Raw genomic sequence first — 20535 nt, 5'->3', positions numbered from 1 at the left:
GCAATCATCGCCGAACTGCGCTATTTCTGGTCGATCATGACTCGACGGACCGGCAGCGCCGACCTTCCCCTTCACACCGGCCGGGTTCCACCCTGGCTGGCGACCCGCATGTCTTCGCTCGGCGCGATCGTCACGCAGGCGATCGTGCATCACTACGGACGCGATGCATTCCTGCAGCGGCTCTCGCACCCGTTCTGGTTCCAGTCGTTCGGCGCTGTGATGGGGATGGACTGGCACTCCTCCGGCATCACGACCTCCGTGATAGGCGCGTTGAAGCGGGGGTTAGGCCCGCTCCAGGATGAGCTCGGAATCTACGTCTGCGGCGGTCGCGGCCAGCATTCGCGCAAGACCCCGGACGAGTTGATGCAGCTCGGCGACCGCGTCGGCTTCGACGGCGCAAAGCTCACGCGTGCGAGTCGCCTCGTTGCGAAGGTTGACAGCGCCGCGGTCCAGGACGGCTTTGACCTTTACCTCCACGGCTTCTTTGTCACCGCCGACGCCAAATGGACCGTGGTGCAGCAGGGCATGAACGGCGACAAGCGGCAGGCCCGCCGCTATCACTGGCATTCCGAGGCGCTGAAGAGTTTTGTCGATACGCCGCACAGCGCGATCGACGGGCCGCTGCAAGGCGAGATCGTCAATCTCACCGACCATCGCGCCGATATCTCCCGCACCGCGCAGCTTGAGCTTCTGAGCGATCTCGGCCCGGATCGCATCGTCTGCGAATTCGAGCGACTCACCGGGACTGCGTCCGCGCCAGCGCAGGCGATGCTGCCGCACCTGATCATGCCGGCACATCACGACGTGCGGCCCAAGGACGTGTTTGCGCGCCGCCTGCACGGCACACTCGCGGCGGCGGCCGAACGCGGCCCGGTCGACTTTCCGGAGCTGCTGCTGACGCCCGGCGTCGGCGCGCGTACCGTGCGTTCGCTGGCGATGGTCGCCGAAGTCGTGCACGGCGCGCCCTACCGCTTCAACGATCCCGCCCGCTTCTCGCTCGCCCACGGCGGCAAGGACCGGTATCCCTACCCCGTTCCGATCAAGGTATATGACGAAACCATTCGCGTGCTGAAGGGGGCGATTCAGAGCGCAAAGCTCGGGCGCGAGGAAGCGATGCAGGCCCTCAAGCGTCTCGACGACCAGGCGCGGCGGCTGGAGCGCACTGCGCGTGGGCCGTCTGTCGATGCGTTCATCGCCGGGGAGCGTGCGGCCTCGCCTGATCTCGACGGCCGCTCAGTGTTTGGCTGGGAACGCGACCTTGCATCGACAAAAAAGCGGACCGGCTGAACACCGGTCCGCGAGTTGGTCGGGAGGAACGCCTCTCTCAGGTCTCGTCGGTGCCCGGCTCCTCGTCGAGCCGGTTGGCCGAATGATCCTGATATTGGTCGGTCTGGATCGCCTTGCCGTCCATGCCGCGAATGTCCAAGTGCTGCGCCTTGTCGCGGTTGGACAGGACCATGTTGTCGCCGATCTTGTCCTTGGGCACGTCCGTCATGGCGCCGGTGCCGTCGCCCTTGCCGTGCATGCCCGATCTGAAATGCGTCTTGCTGCCATGACCACCTGGCATCTTTTTCTCCTCTTGCTTTGATCGCCCGTGAAGCTCAGTGCTTCTGCTGTGCCGGCGTCGGTTTCGGGGGCTTGTGTCCGCTTTGGCCGGGATCGTTGTGCTTGTTGTGGTCGCTTTCCTGGTTGAGGCCGCCCCGGCTCACCGGAAATTCACTCTGCCGCGCCTCAGGTCGCGCGCGATGGACGGCCGAGTCCTCCGGATTGTGGCCGATCGCTTGGTCAAGCTCTCGCGCGTCTGGAACATCCGGCTTGCGCTCGAGGATGCGAACCTGTTGCTCGTGGGTCTTCTTGCCTTGCATGCTCGTCCTCCGGAGCTATCGGTCTCGTCGGCGCGCGCCGCTGCGCGCGACGTCCTTGTCGATGCCGCCAGCGGCGTTTACGTCGTTCTCGACATCGCCTTCGATCGTGTTCTCGCCTAGGGCGTCCTCGAGGTCCTCAGGCGAGATACCGGCCATCGTTGCGCCCTTCGATCCGCCGATCATGGGATTTTCGTGCAGATCCTTTTCGGTCGGTGCGTAGAGTTTGGGTTGCTTATTGGTCATGCCTCACCTCCCTCCGCCTTTTCCGGCTTCGTCATGTCTATGGTGTGAATCGTGCTCGCCACCGCCTCCGGAGACGCGGCTGTAGTTGCGCTGCGGGTCGTCCGCCGGTGGCTTCTTCAATTCGAGCGGTGCCTTCGCATTCTCATGCGAAGCGCCAGGTCCGCCCTGACGGATGCTGTTCGGTGTCTTGGTGGATGTCGACATGTCACCTCCTCAGCGATCTTGCTGATGGCCTTGGTTGGTGGTGTTCTGCTTGATGTTGCCCTGCTGCCCTTGCTGGTCCGGATTTTGCGCACGCTGCTGGCCGTGCGGGGCAGTCGAGGACACTTGCTTGCTGTCGCCGGTTCCCTTCGGGCTTTGGTTCTCGGCGGGAACAGGTGGCATCTTGCCGGTCATGATGCTGTCTCCTGTTGTTGGTCTGCGACATCGACCGGAGGAACTCATCGCGGCCTCTAATGTCCGAAAAACAACGAGAGAAACGACATGCCGTTCCTACCGACGAGTGCAGAGAAAATTATTCGCAAGGTGTAAGTCTCAGCAGGCCGCTCGCTGGGAACGAACCATCATCGATCCAGCTGCTCCGTGGCCGTCGGGCACGACGGGGAGATTCGCGATCGCACGCATGCCCGGTCGCTTGCGCCAGTGGATCTGAGACACGTCCACAGCAAAGCCAAGTTTCGTCCATCGCACAAACAGCGCTTCCAAGGCACACGCTGCCTCGATCCGGGTAAGTTGATGGCCGAGGCAGAAATGGATGCCCGTTCCGAAGGACAAGTGACGGTTCGGCTTGCGCGCGGGATCGAGGCTCTCGGGACGCTCATGCACCGCCAGGTCCATGTTCGCGGCCGCGAGCATCACCATGACGCGATCGCCCTTCTTGAGACGCACGCCCGCGAGCTCGATATCCCGCCTCACATAGCGCGGCTTGGAGAACTGCACCGGCGACACGAAGCGCAGGAATTCCTCCACCGCAAGCCCCACGCGGCTCCAGTCCTGTGCCAGCCAGTCGCGGACGCCAGGATTTCTGAGGAGCTCGTAGACGGAACCGCTGATGAGATGCGTGGTGGTCTCGGAGCCCGCCGCGAGCAGCAGGAACACCATCGACACCATTTCGTCGGGCGTGATCTGGCCGCCCTCGCGCTCGACCTGGACCAGCTCCGCAATCAAGCCGTCGCCGCCCCGCACGCGCGCAATCTGCAACTGCCGTTCGAGGTAGGCTCGCATCTTTCGGAACGCGAACAGCAGGCGGAAGAAGCTGGCGACATTCGTGAGCGAGGACATTGTATTGGCCCACGCGATAAAGCGAGGGCGATCGGCCAACGGCAACCCAAGCAGCTCGGAGATCACCGCGAGCGGCAGGATGCGGGCATAGCGCTGGACGAGATCGGCCGGGCTTCCTGCCGAGAATAGCTCGTCGGCGAGACCGTCCGCGATGGCGCGGATACGCGGCTCCATCGCGACGGTCGCGCGGCGGCGGAAAGCCTCGTCCACGATGCTGCGCAGCCTTGTGTGGTCCGGCTCGTCCATCGTCAGCATGTTGTTGGCGATGGTTCTGACGCAGTTCGGCATCCACCAGCGCAGACCTGCGACGTGGCCATCCTCCTTGCGCAGCGTGAAATTGCTGCCGTCCTTCAGGACTTGCGCCGTGGCCTCGTGGGTCGTGGTGATCCAGACATCGCCGACGAGAGGAAATCGGATCGCGACCACAGGACCGGACATGCGCAACGTTGCGATCGCCTTGGGCGGATCGCGAAAGAAGGCCTCGCTGGTGAAATCGAGGCGTGGTGCCATGGATCACCGCAGCGGTTGACGGGGTCTCACCGAGATGGTGCACGACGCCGCCCGCGCAAGGGGTGCGGAACCTCCGCCTCGTCATCGGTTCAGGTGTGAGAGTCGCTACCCCCGCCCGGGCGAACGCGGGCCGATCTTGCGCTGCTGCTGATTGGTGTAGGCGTCCCAATTGCTCCAGCTGCCGTTGCTGAGGCTTCGCAGGTCGGTGGTGAGCGGACGGCGCGTGCGCTTGTCGTGATCGGCGATCACGCGCTCGGATTGCACGATCTTGCGCTTGAGTTCCCCGACCGCCTTCTGGGTCTGGCCGTTCCGCTTCGAAGACGCGATCTCGCCCATCGTGAAGCGCGCGGTCTCGAGCGCCTTCAACTCGGCGCGGTTCTTCTTCAACTGAACCCGGTGCCAGGCGATGTTGCTGTCGCTGTCCGCAACCATGTGGGAACTCCGCTGATTCGTTCCCACAGTGTATCGCGCGCCGAATCGGCGCCGCAACGGGCGCGCGGCGGCGAAAATACGGTCTTATTGCGCGAGAGTTCCGGGCCTAGCGCTCGGCGAAAGCCTTTTCGACCACGAATTGGGCCGGCTCGCCGTGATTGCCCTCGATAAGACCCCGCTCGCCGAGGAGCACGCGGGTGTCCGCCACCAGCGCCGGGCTGCCGCAGATCATGACGCGATCGTGGGCGGCTTCCAGTACCGGCAGGCCGATGTCGGAAAACAGCTTGCCCGAGGTGATGAGGTCGGTGATGCGGCCGCGATTGCGGAAGGGATCGCGCGTCACGGTCGGATAGTAGATCAGCTGGTTGCGGATGTACTCGCCGATCAGCTCGTCCTTTGGCAGAGTTTCGGTGATCATCTCGCCATAGGCGAGCTCCTTGACGTGCCGGCAACCGTGCAGCAGCACGACCTTCTCGAACCGCTCATAGGTCTCGGGGTCCTTGATCACGCTCAGGAACGGCGCAAGGCCCGTACCTGTGCCGATGAGGTACAGGTTGCGGCCGTCCTCCAGATTGTCGATCACCAGTGTGCCGGTGGCTTTGCGGCTAACGATGATCTCGTCGCCTTCCTTCAGATGCTGGAGCCGTGAGGTGAGTGGGCCGTCCGGCACCTTGATCGAGAAGAACTCCAGCGTGTCCTCGTAATTGGCGCTGGCGACGCTGTAGGCCCGCAGCAGCGGCTTCTCGCCGACCTTGAGCCCGATCATGGTGAATTCGCCGTTGCGGAAGCGGAAGGTCGGGCTGCGGGTGGTCTTGAAGGAGAACAGCGTGTCGGTCCAGTGGTGGACGCCCAAAACGGCTTCCTGATTGAAATTGCTCATCTCACCCTTCCGTAGGCGGCAGCTATGCGTCGTTTGTACACGATCATTTGTATACTAATGAATAATCCGGCTTGATCCCGCGGTCAAGGCTGCCCAAGATCGGAAGCGTTGCAGTTAAGGACAAGGAGCCATTCCATGGCGCATGACGCACCCCAGGCCACCGGACCCTCGAAGCTCGTGATCCGCAATATCGGCCTGATCCTGTCCGGCGCGCTGGAAAAGCCGATCCTAGACGGCGACACCATCGTCGCCGAGAACGGCAAGATCACCGCGATCGGCCGCTTCAAGGACCTCGACACCGAAGGTGCGACCACCATCGTCGAGGCCAACGGCACCACGGTGGCGCCCGGCCTGATCGACAGCCATGTCCACCCTGTTGCGGGCGACTGGACGCCTCGCCAGAACCAGATCGGCTGGATCGACAGCAATTTGCATGGCGGCGTCACCACGATGATTTCCGCAGGCGAGGTGCATATGCCCGGCCGCCCGCGCGATGTCGTCGGGTTGAAGGCGATGGCCATCTTCGCACAGCGCGCATTCTGGAATCTGCGGCCTGGCGGCGTGAAGGTTCACGCCGGCGCGCCTGTGATCGAATGCGAGATGGTCGAGGAGGACTTCAAGGAGCTGGCCGCAGCCGGTGTCAAGCTGCTCGGCGAAGTGGGCCTGGGCGGCGTCAAGGATGGCCCGACCGCGCGAAAAATGGTCGGCTGGGCCCGCAAATACGGCATCCAGAGCACGATCCACACCGGCGGGCCCTCGATCCCCGGCTCCGGCCTGATCGACAAGGACGTGGTGCTGGAGGCCGACACCGACGTGGTTGGCCACATCAATGGTGGCCACACCGCGCTTCCCGACGACCAGATCCGCTGCATCTGCGAGGGCTGCAAGCGAGGCCTCGAGCTGGTGCACAACGGCAATGAGCGCTCGGCGCTGTTCACGTTGCGCATCGCGCGCGAGATGGGCGATCTGCACCGCGTCATCCTCGGCACCGACGCGCCGGCCGGCTCCGGCGTGCAGCCGCTCGGCATTCTCCGCATGGTGTCGATGCTGTCCTCGCTTGGCGACCTGCCGGCAGAGGTCGCGTTTTGCCTGGCCACCGGCAACACGGCGCGGATGCGCGAATTGGATTGCGGCCTGATCGAAGTCGGCCGTTCCGCCGACTTCGTCATCATGGACAAGGCGCAGCATTCGGCCGGCAAGAACATTTTGGACAGCGTCCAGCTCGGTGACCTCCCCGGCATCGGCATGACCATCATCGACGGTATCGTACGCACCCAGCGCAGCCGCAACACCCCGCCGGCCGGCAGGGTGCCGGAGGTGGTGGCGAAGTGACGCAGCCGGAGCGGCTCGCGCTCCGCGCGGACCCTCGGGAAAAGCTGATCACCCAATCAGTGGCGCTTAGCGATCTCACAACGCACATAGGTCTGGCGCTTGCCTTGCCCGACCGGGCTGTTGTCCATCACCAGCTTGCCATCCGCGGCAATGGAAACCCGGGGACTGGAGCGATACTTCTCGCCCTCGCCTTCGCAGGCGAGCTTCATTTTCCAGGCGAGCTTCCCATCGGCAGTGATCTCACTGGCGCGGCACCGGGTCTCGTACCAATAGAGGCGGTTGCCGCCTTCGATGCTCAGGCGGCTGACACTGTCCTGGTCGCGGCAATCCTTTTTGGTTGACGCCCAGAACCCCTCATAGGCTTGCGCCGCGAGGGCGGGAGCACACTGGCCCGCCAGCACCGCACTCAGACTCAGAGCCATCGCAAAACGGGTCGCCGCTCTCATACCGAAAGACCTCGATAAGACCTTCACCGAGGTTAGTCGCGCCTCACCGCAGCTTGTTCAACAGCGCCATCAGCATCTCGCGCTCCTTTGCTTCGAGCGGCGCCAGCGTCTCCCGGGTGATCGCGAGCGCATTCGGCGCGACCTTTTCCGCCAGCTGCTGGCCCGCGCGGGTCAGGCTGACCAGAAGCCGCCGTCCGTCCTCGGGATCCTGGCTGGTCTCGGTGAGGCCGCGCGCCGTCAAACGATCGATCACGCCCTTGATGGTCGCCACATCCATTGCCGTCAGGCGTCCAAGCTGGTTCTGCGAGCATGGCCCGGCCTCGGCGAGCTTCGACAGCGCCGCCCATTGCGTCGGCGTAATGTTGGTGCCGATCTCGCGAGAGAAGATCGCGCTGTGGCGCTGCCAGACCTGGCGAAGGATGAACCCAACCTGCTCGTCGAGCACGTAAGGCGGCTTTGCCGGTTTGACGCTTTTCTTCGCAGCGACGCTTCTCGCCATCCGCTCGATACCCTTGCCCTTTGCCTTCACAACGACAGATGCGCGTCGCGGATATCCGGACGCGCGTCGAGCTCGGCCATGGTGCCGCCGAAACAGATGCGGCCGCGCTCGATGATATAGGCGCGATCGGAGATCAGCCGCGCAAAATGCAGATTCTGCTCGGAGACGACGATGCTGACGCCCTCCTTCTTCATGGTCAGGATGGCATCGACCATCTGCTCCACGATCTTCGGCGACAGGCCTTCCGAGGGCTCGTCCAGCAGCACCAGCGACGGATTGCCCATAAGCGTGCGGGCGATGGTGAGCATCTGCTGCTCGCCGCCGCTCATGCGGCCGCCCGGGCGATTTTTCATCTCGCCGAGGTTAGGGAACAGCGAAAACAGCTTGTCGCGGGTCCAGTGCGGCGCGTTCGGGCGCTTCGGCTGGCGGCCGACCTCGAGATTTTCTTCCACCGTCAGGTCGGTGAAGATACGCCGCTCCTCCGGCACGTAACCAAGCCCATCCCGCACGATCTCATGTGTCGGACGCGCCGAGACATCCTTGCCTTCGAACATGATCCGTCCCGAGCGCTGCGCGACGAGCCCGACGATCGAGCGGAACGTCGTCGACTTGCCGGCGCCGTTGCGGCCGAGCAACGCCACGACTTCCCCCTCGCCGACCTCGAAGCCGATGTCGAACAGGATATGCGCCGGGCCGTAATGACTATTGAGATCTTGCACCGTGAGCTTCATACCGATGCTCCCTCGCGATGCCCGGCCTCGTAAAGGAGGCCCTCGCCGAGGTAGACCGCCTGCACCTGCGGATTGCCGCGCACCTCCGCCGGCGAGCCCTCGGCAATCAACGTGCCGCGGTTGAGCACGATGATGCGATCGGCGTGCTCGAACACCACGTCCATGTCGTGCTCGGTGAAGAGAACGCCAATCGATTTTTCCCGGGCGATCTGCGCGGTCAGCCGCATCAAATCGACGCGCTCGCGCGGCGCCATGCCGGCGGTCGGCTCGTCCATCAGCAGCAGCTTTGGCTGGTTGGCGAGCGCGACGGCGAGCTCGAGCCGCTTGAGATCGCCATAGGCAAGCTCGCCACAGGGGCGATCCGCGTAACCGCCCATACCGACCAGCTCGAGCAGTCGCCCGGCTTCGCCGCGGTCGAAGTTCGGCGCCGAGCCCCAAAGATTGTACAATTGCTTGCCGTGCGAGATCAGCGCGACCTGCACATTCTCGCGCACGGTCATGGTCGCGAAGGTCGCGGTGATCTGGAAGGTGCGGCCCACGCCCATCCGCCAGATCTCGCGCGGCTTCCTGCCGGTTGTGTCTTCGCCGAGCAGGCGGACGTGGCCGCTATCAGGCTTGTTCTGGCCGTTGAGCATGTCGAAACAGGTGCTCTTGCCCGCGCCGTTCGGTCCGATCAGCGCCAGGATCTCGCCTGATCGCAGCGAGAACGAGACGCCGCGCACGGCGTGAACGCCGCCATAGGATTTGGTCAGGCTTTCGACCGCGAGAAGTGGGGGGGCGACGCTCATTCGGCGGACTCGATCGGCTTTGCAAGCAAGGGGGAGCCCGGCGGCGATGCCTTCCTGCGGCGCTGCGCCAGCATCTCCAGCATGCCGACGATGCCCTTGGGGAAGACGACGACGATCAGAACGATGAAGCCGCCGAGCACGAGCTTTGACAGGTCGGTCTGGCTGACCAGCCAGATGTTCAAGGCCTTGTAGACGATGGCGCCGATCACCGCGCCCGACACCGTCTCGACGCCGCCGAGCAGCACCATCACAAGCGCATCGACCGAGAGCGAGATGCCGAGATTGTCCGGGAAGACGCTGCCCTTGAGGTAGGCGAACAGCGCGCCGCCGATGCCCGCGGTCGTGCCCGCGATCACGAAGGCGGTCCACTGGATGCGCTTGGCGTTGATGCCGACCGCTTCGCTGCGCAGCAGCGAGTCGCGCGTCGCCCTCAGCGCATAACCGAACGGCGAGAACACCATGGCCCGCAACGCGATCGTCACGAGCGCCGCAACGCCGAGCGACAACCAATAGAAATGCGATGGGCTCGCCGCCCAGCTCGCGGGCCAGACGCCCAGGATGCCGTTGTCGCCGCCGGTGACGCTCACCCACTGGAACGCGATCGACCAGACGATCTGCGCGAAGGCGAGCGTCAGCATTGCAAAATAGACGCCGGAGAGCTGCACCGCGAAGAAGCCGAACACGGCAGCGCCCATGCAGCCGAGCAGCGGCCCGAGCAACAGGCAGACGATCATCGGCAGTCCCGCCATCTTGGCGAGGAAAGCGACGCCGTAAGCGCCGAGGCCGAAATAAGCGGCGTGACCAAAGGAGGCGAGCCCGCCGACCGACATCAGGAAGTGCAGGCTGACGGCGAAGATTACGGAGATCGCGATCTCCGACCCGACGGTCAGTGCATAGTTGCCGGCGAACAGCGGCAGCGTCGCTGCGATGACGAGCGCTGCAAGCGCGGCCAGCTGCTCGTTCGACGTCAGCGGTCGCCAGGGATTGACCGTGAGACCCGGCGTCTTGCGCGCGGGGGCCTCGGGTCTGCCGAACAGGCCCCAGGGCCGCACGATCAGCACTGCCGCCATCACCAGGAAGACCAGGATGATGGAGATTTTTGGAAAGATCAGGATGCCGAAGGCGTTGAGTTCGGAGACCAGCACCGCCGCGACGAAAGCGCCGATGATGCTGCCGAGGCCTCCGATCACGACGACCACGAAGACCTCGACGATGATACGCAAATCCATCGCATGATGCACGGCATCGCGCGGAATCTGGAGCGCACCGCCTAGAGCGGCGAGGAAAACACCGACCGCAAACACGCTCGTGAACAGCCATTTCTGGTTAACGCCGAGCGCTGCGACCATGTCGCGGTCTTGCGTCGCTGCGCGCACCAGCACGCCCCAGCGCGTGCGCTGGAACAAGAGCCAGAGGATGCCGAGCACGACCGGGCTGAGCACGATCAGGAACAAATCATAGCTCGGGATGTTTTGGCCGAAGAAGTCGATCGCCCCCTTGAAGCCGGGTGCACGGCGCCCGACGAGATCGTCCGGGCCCCAGATCAGGACGACGAGGTCCTCGACCATCAAGGTCAGCCCGAAGGTCGCAAGCAGCTGGAACAGTTCGGGCGCGTGATAGATGCGCCGGAGCAGCACCATCTCGACAATGACGCCGATCACTGCCACGGCAAGCGCTGCGATGACGATCCCGCCCCAGAAGCCGAACGTCCCCGATAGGCGCTCGGTGAGCGTGAAGGCGATATAGGCACCGATCATGTAGAAGGCGCCGTGCGCAAAATTCACGATCCGCGTCACGCCAAAGATGATCGACAGGCCCGATGCCACCAGGAACAGCGACGCCGCACTGGCGAGGCCGGTCAGAAACTGTACGACGTAAAAGGCCATCAGCGGTCCGGGTTGGTGTTGCATCACCTCTCCCCGCTTGCGGGGAGAGAGAGCTTCGTAGGGTGGGTTAGCGCAGCGTAACCCACCTGTTCTGGTTCTGCGGGTACAGACCGTGGTGGGTTACGCCTTCGGCTAACCCACCTACGGCAGCGGAGATCAATCCTTCGGACGCAGCTTCTCGACTTCGGCATCACTTGGCAGATAGTCCGCGCCCTTCTTGTAAGACGAGTCCACCATCACGCCCTTGCCGTCCTTCAGCGCGGTCTTGCCGACATAGGCACCGAGCGTCGACTGGTGATCGATCTTGCGGAAGGTGATCTCGCCGAGCGGCGACGGCATCGACAGTCCTTCCGCCGCGCTGATCAGCTTCTCCGGATCGGTCGAATTGGCCTTCGCCAGGATCGCCGCCGCCGACTTGATGGTCTGATAGCCGACGATCGAGCCGAGGCGCGGATAGTCGTTGTACTTGGCCTGATAGGCCTTCAGGAACGCGTCGTGCTCGGGCGTCTTGATCGAGTACCAGGGATAGCCCGTGACGATCCAGCCCTCGGGCGTTTCCTCCTTGAGCGGGTCGAGATATTCGGGCTCGCCGGTGAGGAACGAGACGACCTCGCGTCCCTTGAACAGACCGCGGGTGTTGCCTTCACGCACGAGCTTGACGAGATCCGCGCCGAAGGTGACGTTGAGGATCGCTTCGGGATTGGCCGCGGCAACCGCCTGCACCACCGGACCCGCGTCGATCTTGCCCTGCGGCGGCCACTGCTCATCGACCCACTGGATGTCCGGCCGCTTCTCCGACATCAGCTTCTTGAACACTGCGACTGCGGACTGGCCGTATTCATAGTTCGGCGCGATCGTCGCCCAGCGCTTTGCCGGCAGCTTGCTGGCTGCCTCCACCAGCATCGCCGCCTGCATGTAATTGGAGGGGCGCAGTCGGAACGTGTACTTGTTGCCCTTGGACCAGGTGATGGCGTCCGTCAGCGGCTCGGCTGCCAGGAAGAACACCTTCTTCTGGTTGGCGAAGTCGCTGACCGCAAGACCGATGTTCGACAGGAACGTACCCGTCAGCATCGCCACGCCCTCGCTCGACACCAGCTCGTTGGCCGCGGTTTGCGCATCCGCCGGCTTGCCGCCGTCGTCCTTGGAGACGACGATGAGCTTCTTGCCGTTGATGCCGCCGGCTGCGTTGATCTCTTCGACCGCGAGCTGCCAGCCCTTGCGATAGGGCTCGGTGAACGCCGGAAGCAACGAATAACTGTTGATCTCGCCGATCTTGATGTCCTGCGCCAGAGCCGAATGAGCCATGCCGCTCGCCAACAGCGCAAATGCCGCGCCGGCGAAATAGTTCTTTGCTCGCATCCCAACCTCCACTTTTCTGAAAAGATTAACGCAGTCCGTCTTCGCCCTTGATCTCCGCAGCCGTCAGCCCGCCGACGCGCGGCAAAGGACGGCCGCTGTCGGTGACGGCGACCGCGACCATGATCTCGTTGGCGCGCGGCGCGTCGTTGATCTGCACTTCCATGCCGTCGAAATGACTGCGCACGAAGGCTGCATCCTTGTGGCCCAGCGGAATATCCAGCGTCGTGCCGGGTCCACTGCGCTTCTTCGACGACGGGATCAACGCAGCGCCCTTGCTCAGCACTTTACGCACCGGCGCGCCCATTTTCGGGTGAAGGATGGCAGCGGCATGCTCCAGCTCGCCGTTCTCGCCGACGGCCGCGGCCTTGCCATAGCTCTGCGCCTTGGATCCTTCGATGCCGAGCGCCGCCACCGCGCGCTTCGAGAGCAGCTCGCCGAGCTCCTCGCCAATCGCGATCAGCGGCGAGAGATCCTCGACATACTTTCCGGCAAACGGATTCTCGATCACGGCGATTGCCGCCGCACGCCGCGTCGGCGGCGAGACCTGGCGGCCCATCTCCATATGCGTCTCTTCGACGACGGTGACGATCTTGCGGATGATCGCGCTCATGATTGTTTCCTCAAGCCGCTTCCCTGTTCAGGCATGAACCGCGTTCTCTTGTACAAGCGGACGCGATCGTTGCCGTTCAATATCCTTGGTCCCGATGACAAGCATATCACCACAAAGCTGCAACACGGCACCCTCGATCAATCCGCGATTGAATAATTGCCGTGCACATTCCGCGCCAGATTCGAGTGCGGTCGTGATCTCATCCTGTGACAAACCACTGACGCCACGGGTCACGAGCCGCGCGCCGAGATCGCTGTCGGGCTGAAGTTCGTTCGCTGGCTTTCGGATGATGGCGGGATGCCCCGGCAGATCGACGGCATTCGCAATGATCGTCGCGGCGGCATCGGCTTGCGAGGCCGTTCCGGCCAACACGGTCACCGCATCGGCAATCCCGAGCGAAAAGCTGCGGCCGTGCCTTCCGCTGGTAGCGATGCCGCGCACGGGATCATCGGCGTCCACCCTAATTGTCCGCATCACGCCGTCGCGATCGGGCCGGTCCATCAGGCCGACCGAAAAATGCTCGTCCTCGCCGAGATGCAGGGCAATGTCGCCGCCATTGTTGGCATAGGCCCGATCGAGCGCCGCAGCGTCCAGCATTGCGCCCAACACCTCCTCCGCCACGCTGCCGGCCACAGCGGCCATCGGCGTGATGAAGCCATTACCGGCATAGGGCGCCACCGCGGCGTGCATGCGACGCGCCACAACGCCTCTCAACGAGGTCCGCTCCTCGACAGCGGTCCGCAGGTCTGGCAGTTCCGCGCAGAGCTCGTCGAGAAGTCCGGTGAACCGTTCGGCCGCAGCCTCATAGGCCGCGCGCACTGCGTCGGTGGGCCCCCTCGCCTCGACGATCAGATCAATCGGTCCATCCTGCAAATGCAGCCGCCGGCCATCAGACAGCAACGCGATTTGCGGGAGCCTTGTCATGCCCGAGGTCCCGGGATCGGGTTCTGCCAGGGCAATTGGCGGACATCGTCGCCGCCCTGCACCTCGGACAGCGGTTTTACATAATCCATGTGCCCGCCGAGCGCCGCATAGTCCGACAGCTTCATCGTGAATTCGATCGGCGCGACCAGCGCGGGCGTCGGCACGTAACCGAATGCGCCCGCCGGCATCTGCGTCACGTCGACCATGTAGGTAATGCCGCCGCCCGGCCAGACATAGACCGGTGCGCCGCCACTGGTGACGCGCGTCAGCGCGTCCTTGACCGAGCGCGTCAGCCGCACCGGATTGTCGGTCACGCCCGCCCGCAAGGAACCGCCCGCGCCCGCCATGAACAGCACCGTACACAGCGCCGGCTCGCAATTCTCCTGAATGCGCTCGACCGAAAACTTGAGGTCATCCGGCATCTCCGTCTCGACCGGCTTCAAGGCTTCGTCGAGCACGTAATAGGACGAATGTTCGCCGGTCGTGGAGACCATCAGCATGGAGAGGCCGGCCCTGGCTTCCTTGGCGTCAAACGGTCCCAGGATTGCCAGCGGATCGGAGATATTGGTGCCGCCCCAACCCGTGCCGGGATCGGCGACCTGGAAATAGCGGCCGGGCGTCGAGCGGCGGCCCTTCATCTTGATGCCGGTGTCGGCGATGTCGAGCAGCTTGCCGGCCTGGTGTTCCGAGAGCACGCCGGTGATATGGTCGTCGACCACGACGACCTCGTCGACCTTGCCGTGCCATTGCTTGGCGAACATGCCGATCGTCGCCGAGCCGCAGCCGACGCGCATGCGCTCTTCTTTCATGCCGTTGACGATCGGCGGCTGGCCGGCCTGCACCACCACGCTCGCGCCGCCGTCGATGGTGAGTTCGACCGCCTTGCAGTTTGCGAGGTCCATCAGCGTGTCGCAGGTGACGCGGCCTTCCTTCTTGGAGCCGCCGGTCAGATGATGCACGCCGCCGAGCGACAGCATCTGCGAACCGTATTCGCTGGTGGTGACGTGACCGACCGCCTCGCCTTGTGCGCGGACGGTCGCGGTCTCCGGCCCGAGATAGCGGTCGGTGTCGATCTTCACCTTGATGCCGCAATAGGAGAAGATGCCCTCGGTGACGACAGTCACCATGTCGATGCCGTCGACCTCCGCCGAGACGATGAACGGCGCCGGCTTGTAGTCGGGATAGGTCGTCCCCGCGCCGATCGCCGTTACAAAGGTGGAAGGCTCGTGGACGATCTTGCCGTCCCAATCTTCGGTGCGGCTGAACGGAACGAGCTTGCCGCCATGCGACACGGTGCGTTCCAGGATCACATGCGGATCGACGCGGACGAGCTTGCCCTCGTGATTGGCATAGCGGTCGCAGGCGCCCGCCGCGCCCGGCTTGATGTAGCACATCACCGGACACGCATCGCAGCGGATCTTGTCGATGGCGGCGCTCGTAGGTTCAGTCACCATGTCAAAGCCAGCCGACAGTGCAGTTATCATTTGTACACGAACGATGTTGCGCGCCCTCCCGATGGCTGTCAAGCGGCGGTGCGGCGCAAAACATACGCCTGCCGCATAAAACCTCATTTGCCTATCCGCTCTGTCCACAAAGAAGGCATTCGCGCTGCACTGCGGCATGCACGGCTTGCACGTTTGTGTACAAACGGTATCGTCGCAACGTAGATTTTGAGCGGACTTGGAATTTTCGCGAAGCTTTGGCCGCGGCGCTCAACGAGTCGACTTGGGAACGAGATGACGCAGACACCGATCCGCATCACCGTGAACGGCAGGATCCACGAGATCACTGCGGCGCGCGATACGCCGCTGCTCTACGTGCTGCGCAACGATCTCGCGCTCAACGGTCCGAAATACGGTTGCGGCCTCGGTGAATGCGGCACCTGCACTGTCCTGATCGATGGCGCGGCGGCGCGCTCCTGCGTCATTCCGATCAGCGGCTGCGGCGGCCGCGACATCGTCACGCTCGAGGGGCTCGGCACCCGCGACAAACCTGATGTGGTGCAGCAGGCTTTCATCGACGAGCAGGCCGCGCAATGCGGCTACTGCCTCAACGGCATGATCATGACCACCAAGGCGCTGCTTGCGATCAACCCGCGGCCCACCGAACAGGAGGCGCTAGCGGCGCTGCGCTACAATCTCTGTCGCTGCGGCACGCATATCGAAATCCTGCGAGCCGTGATGCGTGCGTCTGGCCAGCTCGCCGAGGCCGGTGATTGATGGCCTCCCCGCATCCGAACGGAGCTGAGCTGCAATCCGGCTCGCTCGTCGTCGTCCGCACTGTGGACGAGTGCACATCCGAGACCTTCGTCCGCATCACCGCGAACGGCTCCGTCACAGCCTACAACGGACATGTCGATCTCGGCACCGGCATCCGCACGGCGCTGGGCCAGATCGTGGCCGAGGAGTTGGATGTGTCCTTTGCCCGCGTCGTCGTCGTGCTCGGCGACACCGCGGTGGTGCCGAACCAAGGCGCGACGATCGCGAGCGAGACCATCCAGATCACCGCCGTTCCCCTGCGCAAAGCCGCCGCGCAGGCGCGACACTTTCTGATCGCACGTGCGGCCGAGCGCCTGGAGCTGCCGGTAGCCGATCTCAGGATCGAAGACGGCCTCGTGCGCGGCCACGACAATCGCAGCGTCAGCTATGGCGAGTTGATCGGCGGAGAGACCATTCGTCTCGAGCTTGCCGACGGCGTCGCCGTCAAGCCGGTCGGCGATTACGCCATTGTCGGCCAATCGATGCCCCGCGTCGACCTGCCGGCCAAGGCCACGGGTGAGCTGACCTTCGTGCACGACATCCGTATGCCCGGCATGCTGCACGGCCGCGTGGTGCGACCGCCCTATGCCGGCGTCGACGCCGGCCCGTTTGTCGGCACCAGCCTGATTTCGGTCGATGAATCCTCGGTGCGCGGCATTCCCGGCATCATAGCCGTCGTGCGCATCGGCGATTTCGTCGGAATCGTCGCGGAGCGCGAGGAGAACGCGATCCGCGCGGCGGAGCAGCTTGCGGTGAACTGGCGACCGACGCCTGAACTGACCGATCTCGCCGACGTCGAGAACGCGCTGCGCGCCAATCCATCGACGCCGCGCACGCTGATCGACAAGGGCGACGTCGATGCTGCCATTGCCCGCGCGGCCAAGCCGATGCAGCGCACTTACGTCTGGCCGTATCAGATGCATGCCTCGATCGGCCCGTCCTGCGCGGTCGCCGACTTCCAGGACGGCAACATCCGCGTCTGGTCGGGCACGCAAAATCCGCACCTGCTGCGGGCAGACCTGTCGCTGCTGATCGAGCGTCCCGAGAGCGAGATCGAGGTCATCAGGTTGGAGGCCGCGGGCTGCTATGGCCGCAACTGCGCCGACGATGTCACCGCGGACGCGCTGTTGCTTTCGCGCGCGGTCGGCCGGCCCGTGCGCGTGCAGCTGACGCGCGAGCAGGAGCACGCCTGGGAGCCCAAGGGCGCCGCGCAGCTCATCGACGTCAATGGCGGCCTGAACGCGGAGGGCGGCGTCGCTGCTTACGATCTTGCCACGCGCTATCCATCGAATGCCGCGCCGACATTGGCGCTGTTGCTGACGGGGCGGATATCGCCGAAGGCGGACGTCCTCCAGATGGGCGACCGGACCGCGATCCCGCCTTACGATTACGACCACATGCGCGTCGTCGCCCACGACATGGCGCCGATCGTGCGCGCGTCCTGGTTTCGCGGCGTCTCGGCCCTGCCGAACACCTTTGCGCATGAATCCTATATCGACGAGGCCGCGTCCGAGGCCGGCGTCGACCCGATCGAATATCGCCTGCGTTACCTTAGGGATCAGCGCGCCGTCGATCTCGTCCATGCGGTCGCCGAGCGCGCGGGCTGGACGCCGCGGCCGGTGCGACAAGAGAAAGACGGCGAGATCGTGCATGGGCGCGGTTTTGCCTATGCGCTCTACGTCCACAGCAAATTCCCCGGCTATGGCGCCGCGTGGTCGGCCTGGGTCACAGACGTTGCCGTCAACAAGTCGACCGGGGACGTCAGCGTGACGCGCGTGGTCGCCGGGCAGGACTCTGGGTTGATGATCAACCCGGACGGCGTGCGCCACCAGATCCATGGCAACGTCATCCAGTCCACCAGCCGCGCGCTGATGGAGGAGGTCTCGTTCGAGCGCGGCGCAGTCGCGGCGCGTGAATGGGGCGCCTATCCGATCATCCCCTTCCCTGACGTGCCCAAGATCGACGTGTTGTTGCTGCCGCGGCCGGACCAGCCGCCGCTCGGCGTCGGCGAATCCGCCTCGGTCCCGAGCGCGGCTGCTATTGCGAACGCGATTTTCGACGCCACCGGCGTGCGCTTTCGCGAGCCGCCGTTCACGCCCGAGCGCATCCTCAACGGGCTGCATGGCGGCGCACCAGCCACGCCGCAGGCGCTGCCCGCTCCCGCTACGCCACAACCATCCCGCATCTGGGAGAATCCCTTCGCCAAACGCGCCGGCATCTTCGCGACGATCGCGGCCGTCTGCACCGCGGCGATCGGCATCGGTGCGGCGCTTTTGCCTGGCCGCGCCATCGCGCCGATCGCGCGGCCTGACCCATCGGTCTATTCCGCAGCGACGATCGCGCGCGGGCAACAACTGGCCGCACTCGGCAATTGCGCGGAGTGCCACACCATGATCGGCGGGGCGCTCAACGCCGGTGGCCGCGCCCTGGAGACGCCGTTCGGTACGATCTATGCAACCAACATCACGCCAGACGTCGAGACCGGCATCGGCGCCTGGTCCTATCCCGCCTTCGAGCGCGCGATGCGCGACGGGCTGCATCGCGACGGACGGCAGCTCTATCCCGCCTTCCCTTACACGCACTTTGCGAAGACTGGCGATGCCGACATGCAGGCGCTTTATGCTTACCTGATGGCGCAGCCGCCGGTGCGCGCACCGGCAGCGGCGAATGCGCTCGCCTTCCCGTTCAATCTCCGCCCGCTACTTGCCGGATGGAATGCGCTGTTCCACCAGACGCGCGAGTTCAAGCCCGATCCCGCCAAATCCGACGTCTGGAATCGCGGCGCTTATCTCGTCGAAGGTCTCGGCCATTGCAGCGGCTGCCATTCGCCGCGCAACGCGCTCGGCGCCGAGCAGCGTAGCGCCTATCTCGCCGGCGGCTTTGCCGAGGGCTGGGAGGCGCCGCCTCTGACCTCGCTCTCGCACGCGCCGATCCCATGGAGCGAGGACGAGCTTTTCGCCTATTTGCGCACCGGCTACTCGCGATATCATGGCGTCGCCGCCGGGCCGATGGCGCCGATTGTCAGGGACCTCAAAGCCCTGCCCGACCAGGACATCCGCGCCATGGCGGTCTATCTCAACTCATTCAACGACACCGCAACCGAAGCACCGGACGCGCTTGCGGCACGTCTCGAAAGCGCGACGCAAGTTACAATTGCGTCCTCCACCGGCGCACGGCTCTATCAGGGCGCCTGCGCCGTCTGCCACGAGGTCGGCGGCCTGCCGCTGTTCGGCAGCCGGCCTTCGCTGGCACTCAACAGCAATCTGCACAGCGTCACATCAGACAATCTCGTTCAAATCATCCTGCACGGCATCGCCGAGCCGGCGTCGAGCGATCTCGGCTACATGCCGGCCTTCAAGAACAGCATGAGCGATGCGCAGGTCGAGGAACTGGTCACCTTCCTGCGCAAGCAGTTCGCCCCGGACAGGCCGGCATGGACCGGCGTGAAGGAGACGATTGCGCGTGTGAGAGCCGCCGCGAACTGAGCGCTACTTCTTGTGCTCCACCGGCGGCGTGCCGTGCGTATGGAACGATTCGATCGTCTTCAGGCCCCACGCCTGCCCCTTCTTGCGCTCCTCTTCCGTCCACACGATCGGCTTCCAGTCGGGCGCGAGGATGAGGCGCGCGCCGGCATTGGCGACTTCGACACGGTTTCCGCCGGGCTCGTAGACGTAGAGGAAGAAGGTCTGCTGGATCGCGTGCTTGTGCGGGCCGGTCTCGATGTGGATGCCGTTCTCCAGGAAGATGTCGGCAGCGCGCAGAATCTCTTCGCGGCTGTCGAGCGCGTAGGTGACGTGGTGGAAGCGGCCGGGCGTGCCGGAATGGTCGAGCGAATAGGCGAAATCGTAGCTCTTGTTGGACACCGTCAGCCACATCGCCGCTTCGCGGCCGTCGTTGAGCACGATCTGCTCGGTGAGCCGGCAGCCGAGATAGTTCTCGAAGAACTCGCGGTTCGCCTTGATGTCGACGGCGAGGCAATTGAGATGGTCGATGCGGCGGACATTGACGCCGCGCGCGGGAAAGCGCTGCGCCTGGTTCTTCAGTGCGGGTTTCAGCTCGGGCGGCGCCTGATACCATTCGGTCTCGTAATAGAGCTCGACGATGTGTCCATCGGGATCGCGACAGCGGAAGGTCGGCCCCTGCCCCATATCGCCGTCGATCCAGCCGATGTCGAAGCCGGACCCCTTCAGCGCCGCGACGCGGCGCTCCAGCGCCTGCTGGCTGCGCGCGCGCAACGCCATGTGCTCCATGCCCGATGTCTTCGACGCCGTCAGTTTGAGCGAATAGCGCTCGTAATCGTCCCAGCCGCGCAAATAGACCGACTCGCCCTTTTGTCCGCTGACGGTCATGCCCATGACGTCGACGAAGAATTTCAGGCTCTCGTCCGGCTTCGGTGTCAACAGCTCCATGTGGCCGAGATGAGCGAGATCGAGGATCGGTTCGGGTTGCATGGTGTCCTCCAAGACGTGGCTTGCGATCCGCTGGACCGGA

Annotated in this window: 22 protein-coding genes; 4 read left to right on the top strand and 18 right to left on the bottom strand. The window is 64.4% G+C overall.

The annotated features are described in order from the left end of the window. The first annotated feature begins 36 nt into the window (after window positions 1-36). Window positions 37-1287: a DUF763 domain-containing protein gene (locus tag IVB41_RS18790; protein WP_247433753.1), complete on the top strand. Its 1251-nt coding sequence runs from the start codon at window positions 37-39 to the stop codon at window positions 1285-1287. A 37-nt stretch (window positions 1288-1324) separates the two neighbouring features. Here IVB41_RS18790 and IVB41_RS18785 read toward each other — a convergent pair whose 3' ends face one another. From IVB41_RS18785 to IVB41_RS18750, 8 genes are all read right to left on the bottom strand, one after another. Beyond that, a complete protein-coding gene (locus IVB41_RS18785; protein ID WP_247433749.1) occupies window positions 1325-1567 on the bottom strand; it encodes a hypothetical protein in 243 nt (80 codons plus the stop codon). Window positions 1568-1601: 34 nt separating this feature from the next. After that, complete coding sequence (locus IVB41_RS18780; RefSeq protein ID WP_247433747.1) at window positions 1602-1865, bottom strand: hypothetical protein; 264 nt, start codon at window positions 1863-1865, stop codon at window positions 1602-1604. A 15-nt stretch (window positions 1866-1880) separates the two neighbouring features. Beyond that, window positions 1881-2108, bottom strand: coding sequence for a hypothetical protein (locus IVB41_RS18775; protein ID WP_247433744.1), 228 nt, complete (start codon window positions 2106-2108; stop codon window positions 1881-1883). Window positions 2109-2111: 3 nt separating this feature from the next. Next, window positions 2112-2312, bottom strand: coding sequence for a hypothetical protein (locus IVB41_RS18770; RefSeq protein ID WP_247433741.1), 201 nt, complete (start codon window positions 2310-2312; stop codon window positions 2112-2114). A gap of 9 nt (window positions 2313-2321) precedes the next feature. Continuing rightward, window positions 2322-2504, bottom strand: a complete 183-nt coding sequence (locus IVB41_RS18765; RefSeq protein ID WP_247433738.1) for a hypothetical protein — start codon at window positions 2502-2504, stop codon at window positions 2322-2324. Window positions 2505-2642: 138 nt separating this feature from the next. Next, window positions 2643-3899, bottom strand: a complete 1257-nt coding sequence (locus tag IVB41_RS18760; RefSeq protein WP_247433735.1) for a cytochrome P450 — start codon at window positions 3897-3899, stop codon at window positions 2643-2645. A 105-nt stretch (window positions 3900-4004) separates the two neighbouring features. Beyond that, window positions 4005-4331 (bottom strand): hypothetical protein, encoded by a 327-nt coding sequence (locus tag IVB41_RS18755; RefSeq protein ID WP_027517320.1) that lies wholly within the window; start codon window positions 4329-4331, stop codon window positions 4005-4007. A 106-nt stretch (window positions 4332-4437) separates the two neighbouring features. Further along, on the bottom strand, window positions 4438-5211 hold the full coding sequence (locus IVB41_RS18750; protein ID WP_247433732.1) for a ferredoxin--NADP reductase: 774 nt from the start codon (window positions 5209-5211) through the stop codon (window positions 4438-4440). A gap of 135 nt (window positions 5212-5346) precedes the next feature. On the opposite strand from IVB41_RS18750, the gene IVB41_RS18745 reads away from it, so the two are divergent. Then, on the top strand, window positions 5347-6543 hold the full coding sequence (locus tag IVB41_RS18745; RefSeq protein ID WP_027569467.1) for an amidohydrolase family protein: 1197 nt from the start codon (window positions 5347-5349) through the stop codon (window positions 6541-6543). 56 nt (window positions 6544-6599) lie between these two features. Here IVB41_RS18745 and IVB41_RS18740 read toward each other — a convergent pair whose 3' ends face one another. The 9 genes from IVB41_RS18740 to IVB41_RS18700 all read right to left on the bottom strand — a co-directional run bounded on the left by IVB41_RS18740 (window position 6600) and on the right by IVB41_RS18700 (window position 15240). Then, the gene (locus IVB41_RS18740) at window positions 6600-6989 is read right to left on the bottom strand and encodes a hypothetical protein (protein WP_247433728.1); all 390 of its coding nucleotides are present in this window, start codon (window positions 6987-6989) and stop codon (window positions 6600-6602) included. A 43-nt stretch (window positions 6990-7032) separates the two neighbouring features. Then, a complete protein-coding gene (locus tag IVB41_RS18735; protein WP_007592445.1) occupies window positions 7033-7488 on the bottom strand; it encodes a MarR family winged helix-turn-helix transcriptional regulator in 456 nt (151 codons plus the stop codon). Between the two features lie 26 nt (window positions 7489-7514). Continuing rightward, entirely contained in the window at window positions 7515-8219 is a 705-nt protein-coding gene (locus IVB41_RS18730) for an ABC transporter ATP-binding protein (RefSeq protein ID WP_027569464.1), read from the bottom strand. Then, a complete protein-coding gene (locus IVB41_RS18725; protein WP_027569463.1) occupies window positions 8216-9007 on the bottom strand; it encodes an ABC transporter ATP-binding protein in 792 nt (263 codons plus the stop codon). Before IVB41_RS18725 ends, IVB41_RS18730 begins: the two co-directional genes overlap by 4 nt. Next, window positions 9004-10893, bottom strand: a complete 1890-nt coding sequence (locus tag IVB41_RS18720; protein WP_247434822.1) for an ABC transporter permease — start codon at window positions 10891-10893, stop codon at window positions 9004-9006. The genes IVB41_RS18725 and IVB41_RS18720 overlap by 4 nt, the downstream gene beginning before the upstream one ends. A gap of 156 nt (window positions 10894-11049) precedes the next feature. Beyond that, the gene (locus IVB41_RS18715; RefSeq protein ID WP_247433725.1) at window positions 11050-12252 is read right to left on the bottom strand and encodes an ABC transporter substrate-binding protein; all 1203 of its coding nucleotides are present in this window, start codon (window positions 12250-12252) and stop codon (window positions 11050-11052) included. Between the two features lie 25 nt (window positions 12253-12277). Then, a complete protein-coding gene (locus tag IVB41_RS18710) occupies window positions 12278-12862 on the bottom strand; it encodes an amino acid synthesis family protein (RefSeq protein ID WP_247286650.1) in 585 nt (194 codons plus the stop codon). A 27-nt stretch (window positions 12863-12889) separates the two neighbouring features. Continuing rightward, window positions 12890-13786, bottom strand: a complete 897-nt coding sequence (locus tag IVB41_RS18705; RefSeq protein WP_247433722.1) for a UPF0280 family protein — start codon at window positions 13784-13786, stop codon at window positions 12890-12892. Next, window positions 13783-15240: a 6-hydroxynicotinate reductase gene (locus tag IVB41_RS18700; protein WP_247433719.1), complete on the bottom strand. Its 1458-nt coding sequence runs from the start codon at window positions 15238-15240 to the stop codon at window positions 13783-13785. Before IVB41_RS18700 ends, IVB41_RS18705 begins: the two co-directional genes overlap by 4 nt. 282 nt (window positions 15241-15522) lie before the next feature. Between IVB41_RS18700 and IVB41_RS18695 the strand changes: the two genes are divergently transcribed. Together IVB41_RS18695 and IVB41_RS18690 are read left to right on the top strand one after the other, a co-directional pair. Then, the gene (locus tag IVB41_RS18695) at window positions 15523-16005 is read left to right on the top strand and encodes a (2Fe-2S)-binding protein (RefSeq protein ID WP_027569457.1); all 483 of its coding nucleotides are present in this window, start codon (window positions 15523-15525) and stop codon (window positions 16003-16005) included. After that, window positions 16005-19529: a molybdopterin cofactor-binding domain-containing protein gene (locus IVB41_RS18690; protein WP_247433716.1), complete on the top strand. Its 3525-nt coding sequence runs from the start codon at window positions 16005-16007 to the stop codon at window positions 19527-19529. The genes IVB41_RS18695 and IVB41_RS18690 overlap by 1 nt, the downstream gene beginning before the upstream one ends. A 3-nt stretch (window positions 19530-19532) precedes the next feature. Here IVB41_RS18690 and IVB41_RS18685 read toward each other — a convergent pair whose 3' ends face one another. Continuing rightward, a complete protein-coding gene (locus tag IVB41_RS18685) occupies window positions 19533-20495 on the bottom strand; it encodes a catechol 2,3-dioxygenase (protein ID WP_247433713.1) in 963 nt (320 codons plus the stop codon). Between the last annotated feature and the right edge of the window lie 40 nt (window positions 20496-20535).

The sequence above is a fragment of the Bradyrhizobium sp. 44 genome, assembly GCF_023073095.1.
Taxonomy (GTDB): domain Bacteria; phylum Pseudomonadota; class Alphaproteobacteria; order Rhizobiales; family Xanthobacteraceae; genus Bradyrhizobium.
This window is presented reverse-complemented; position numbering and strand designations above follow the sequence as displayed.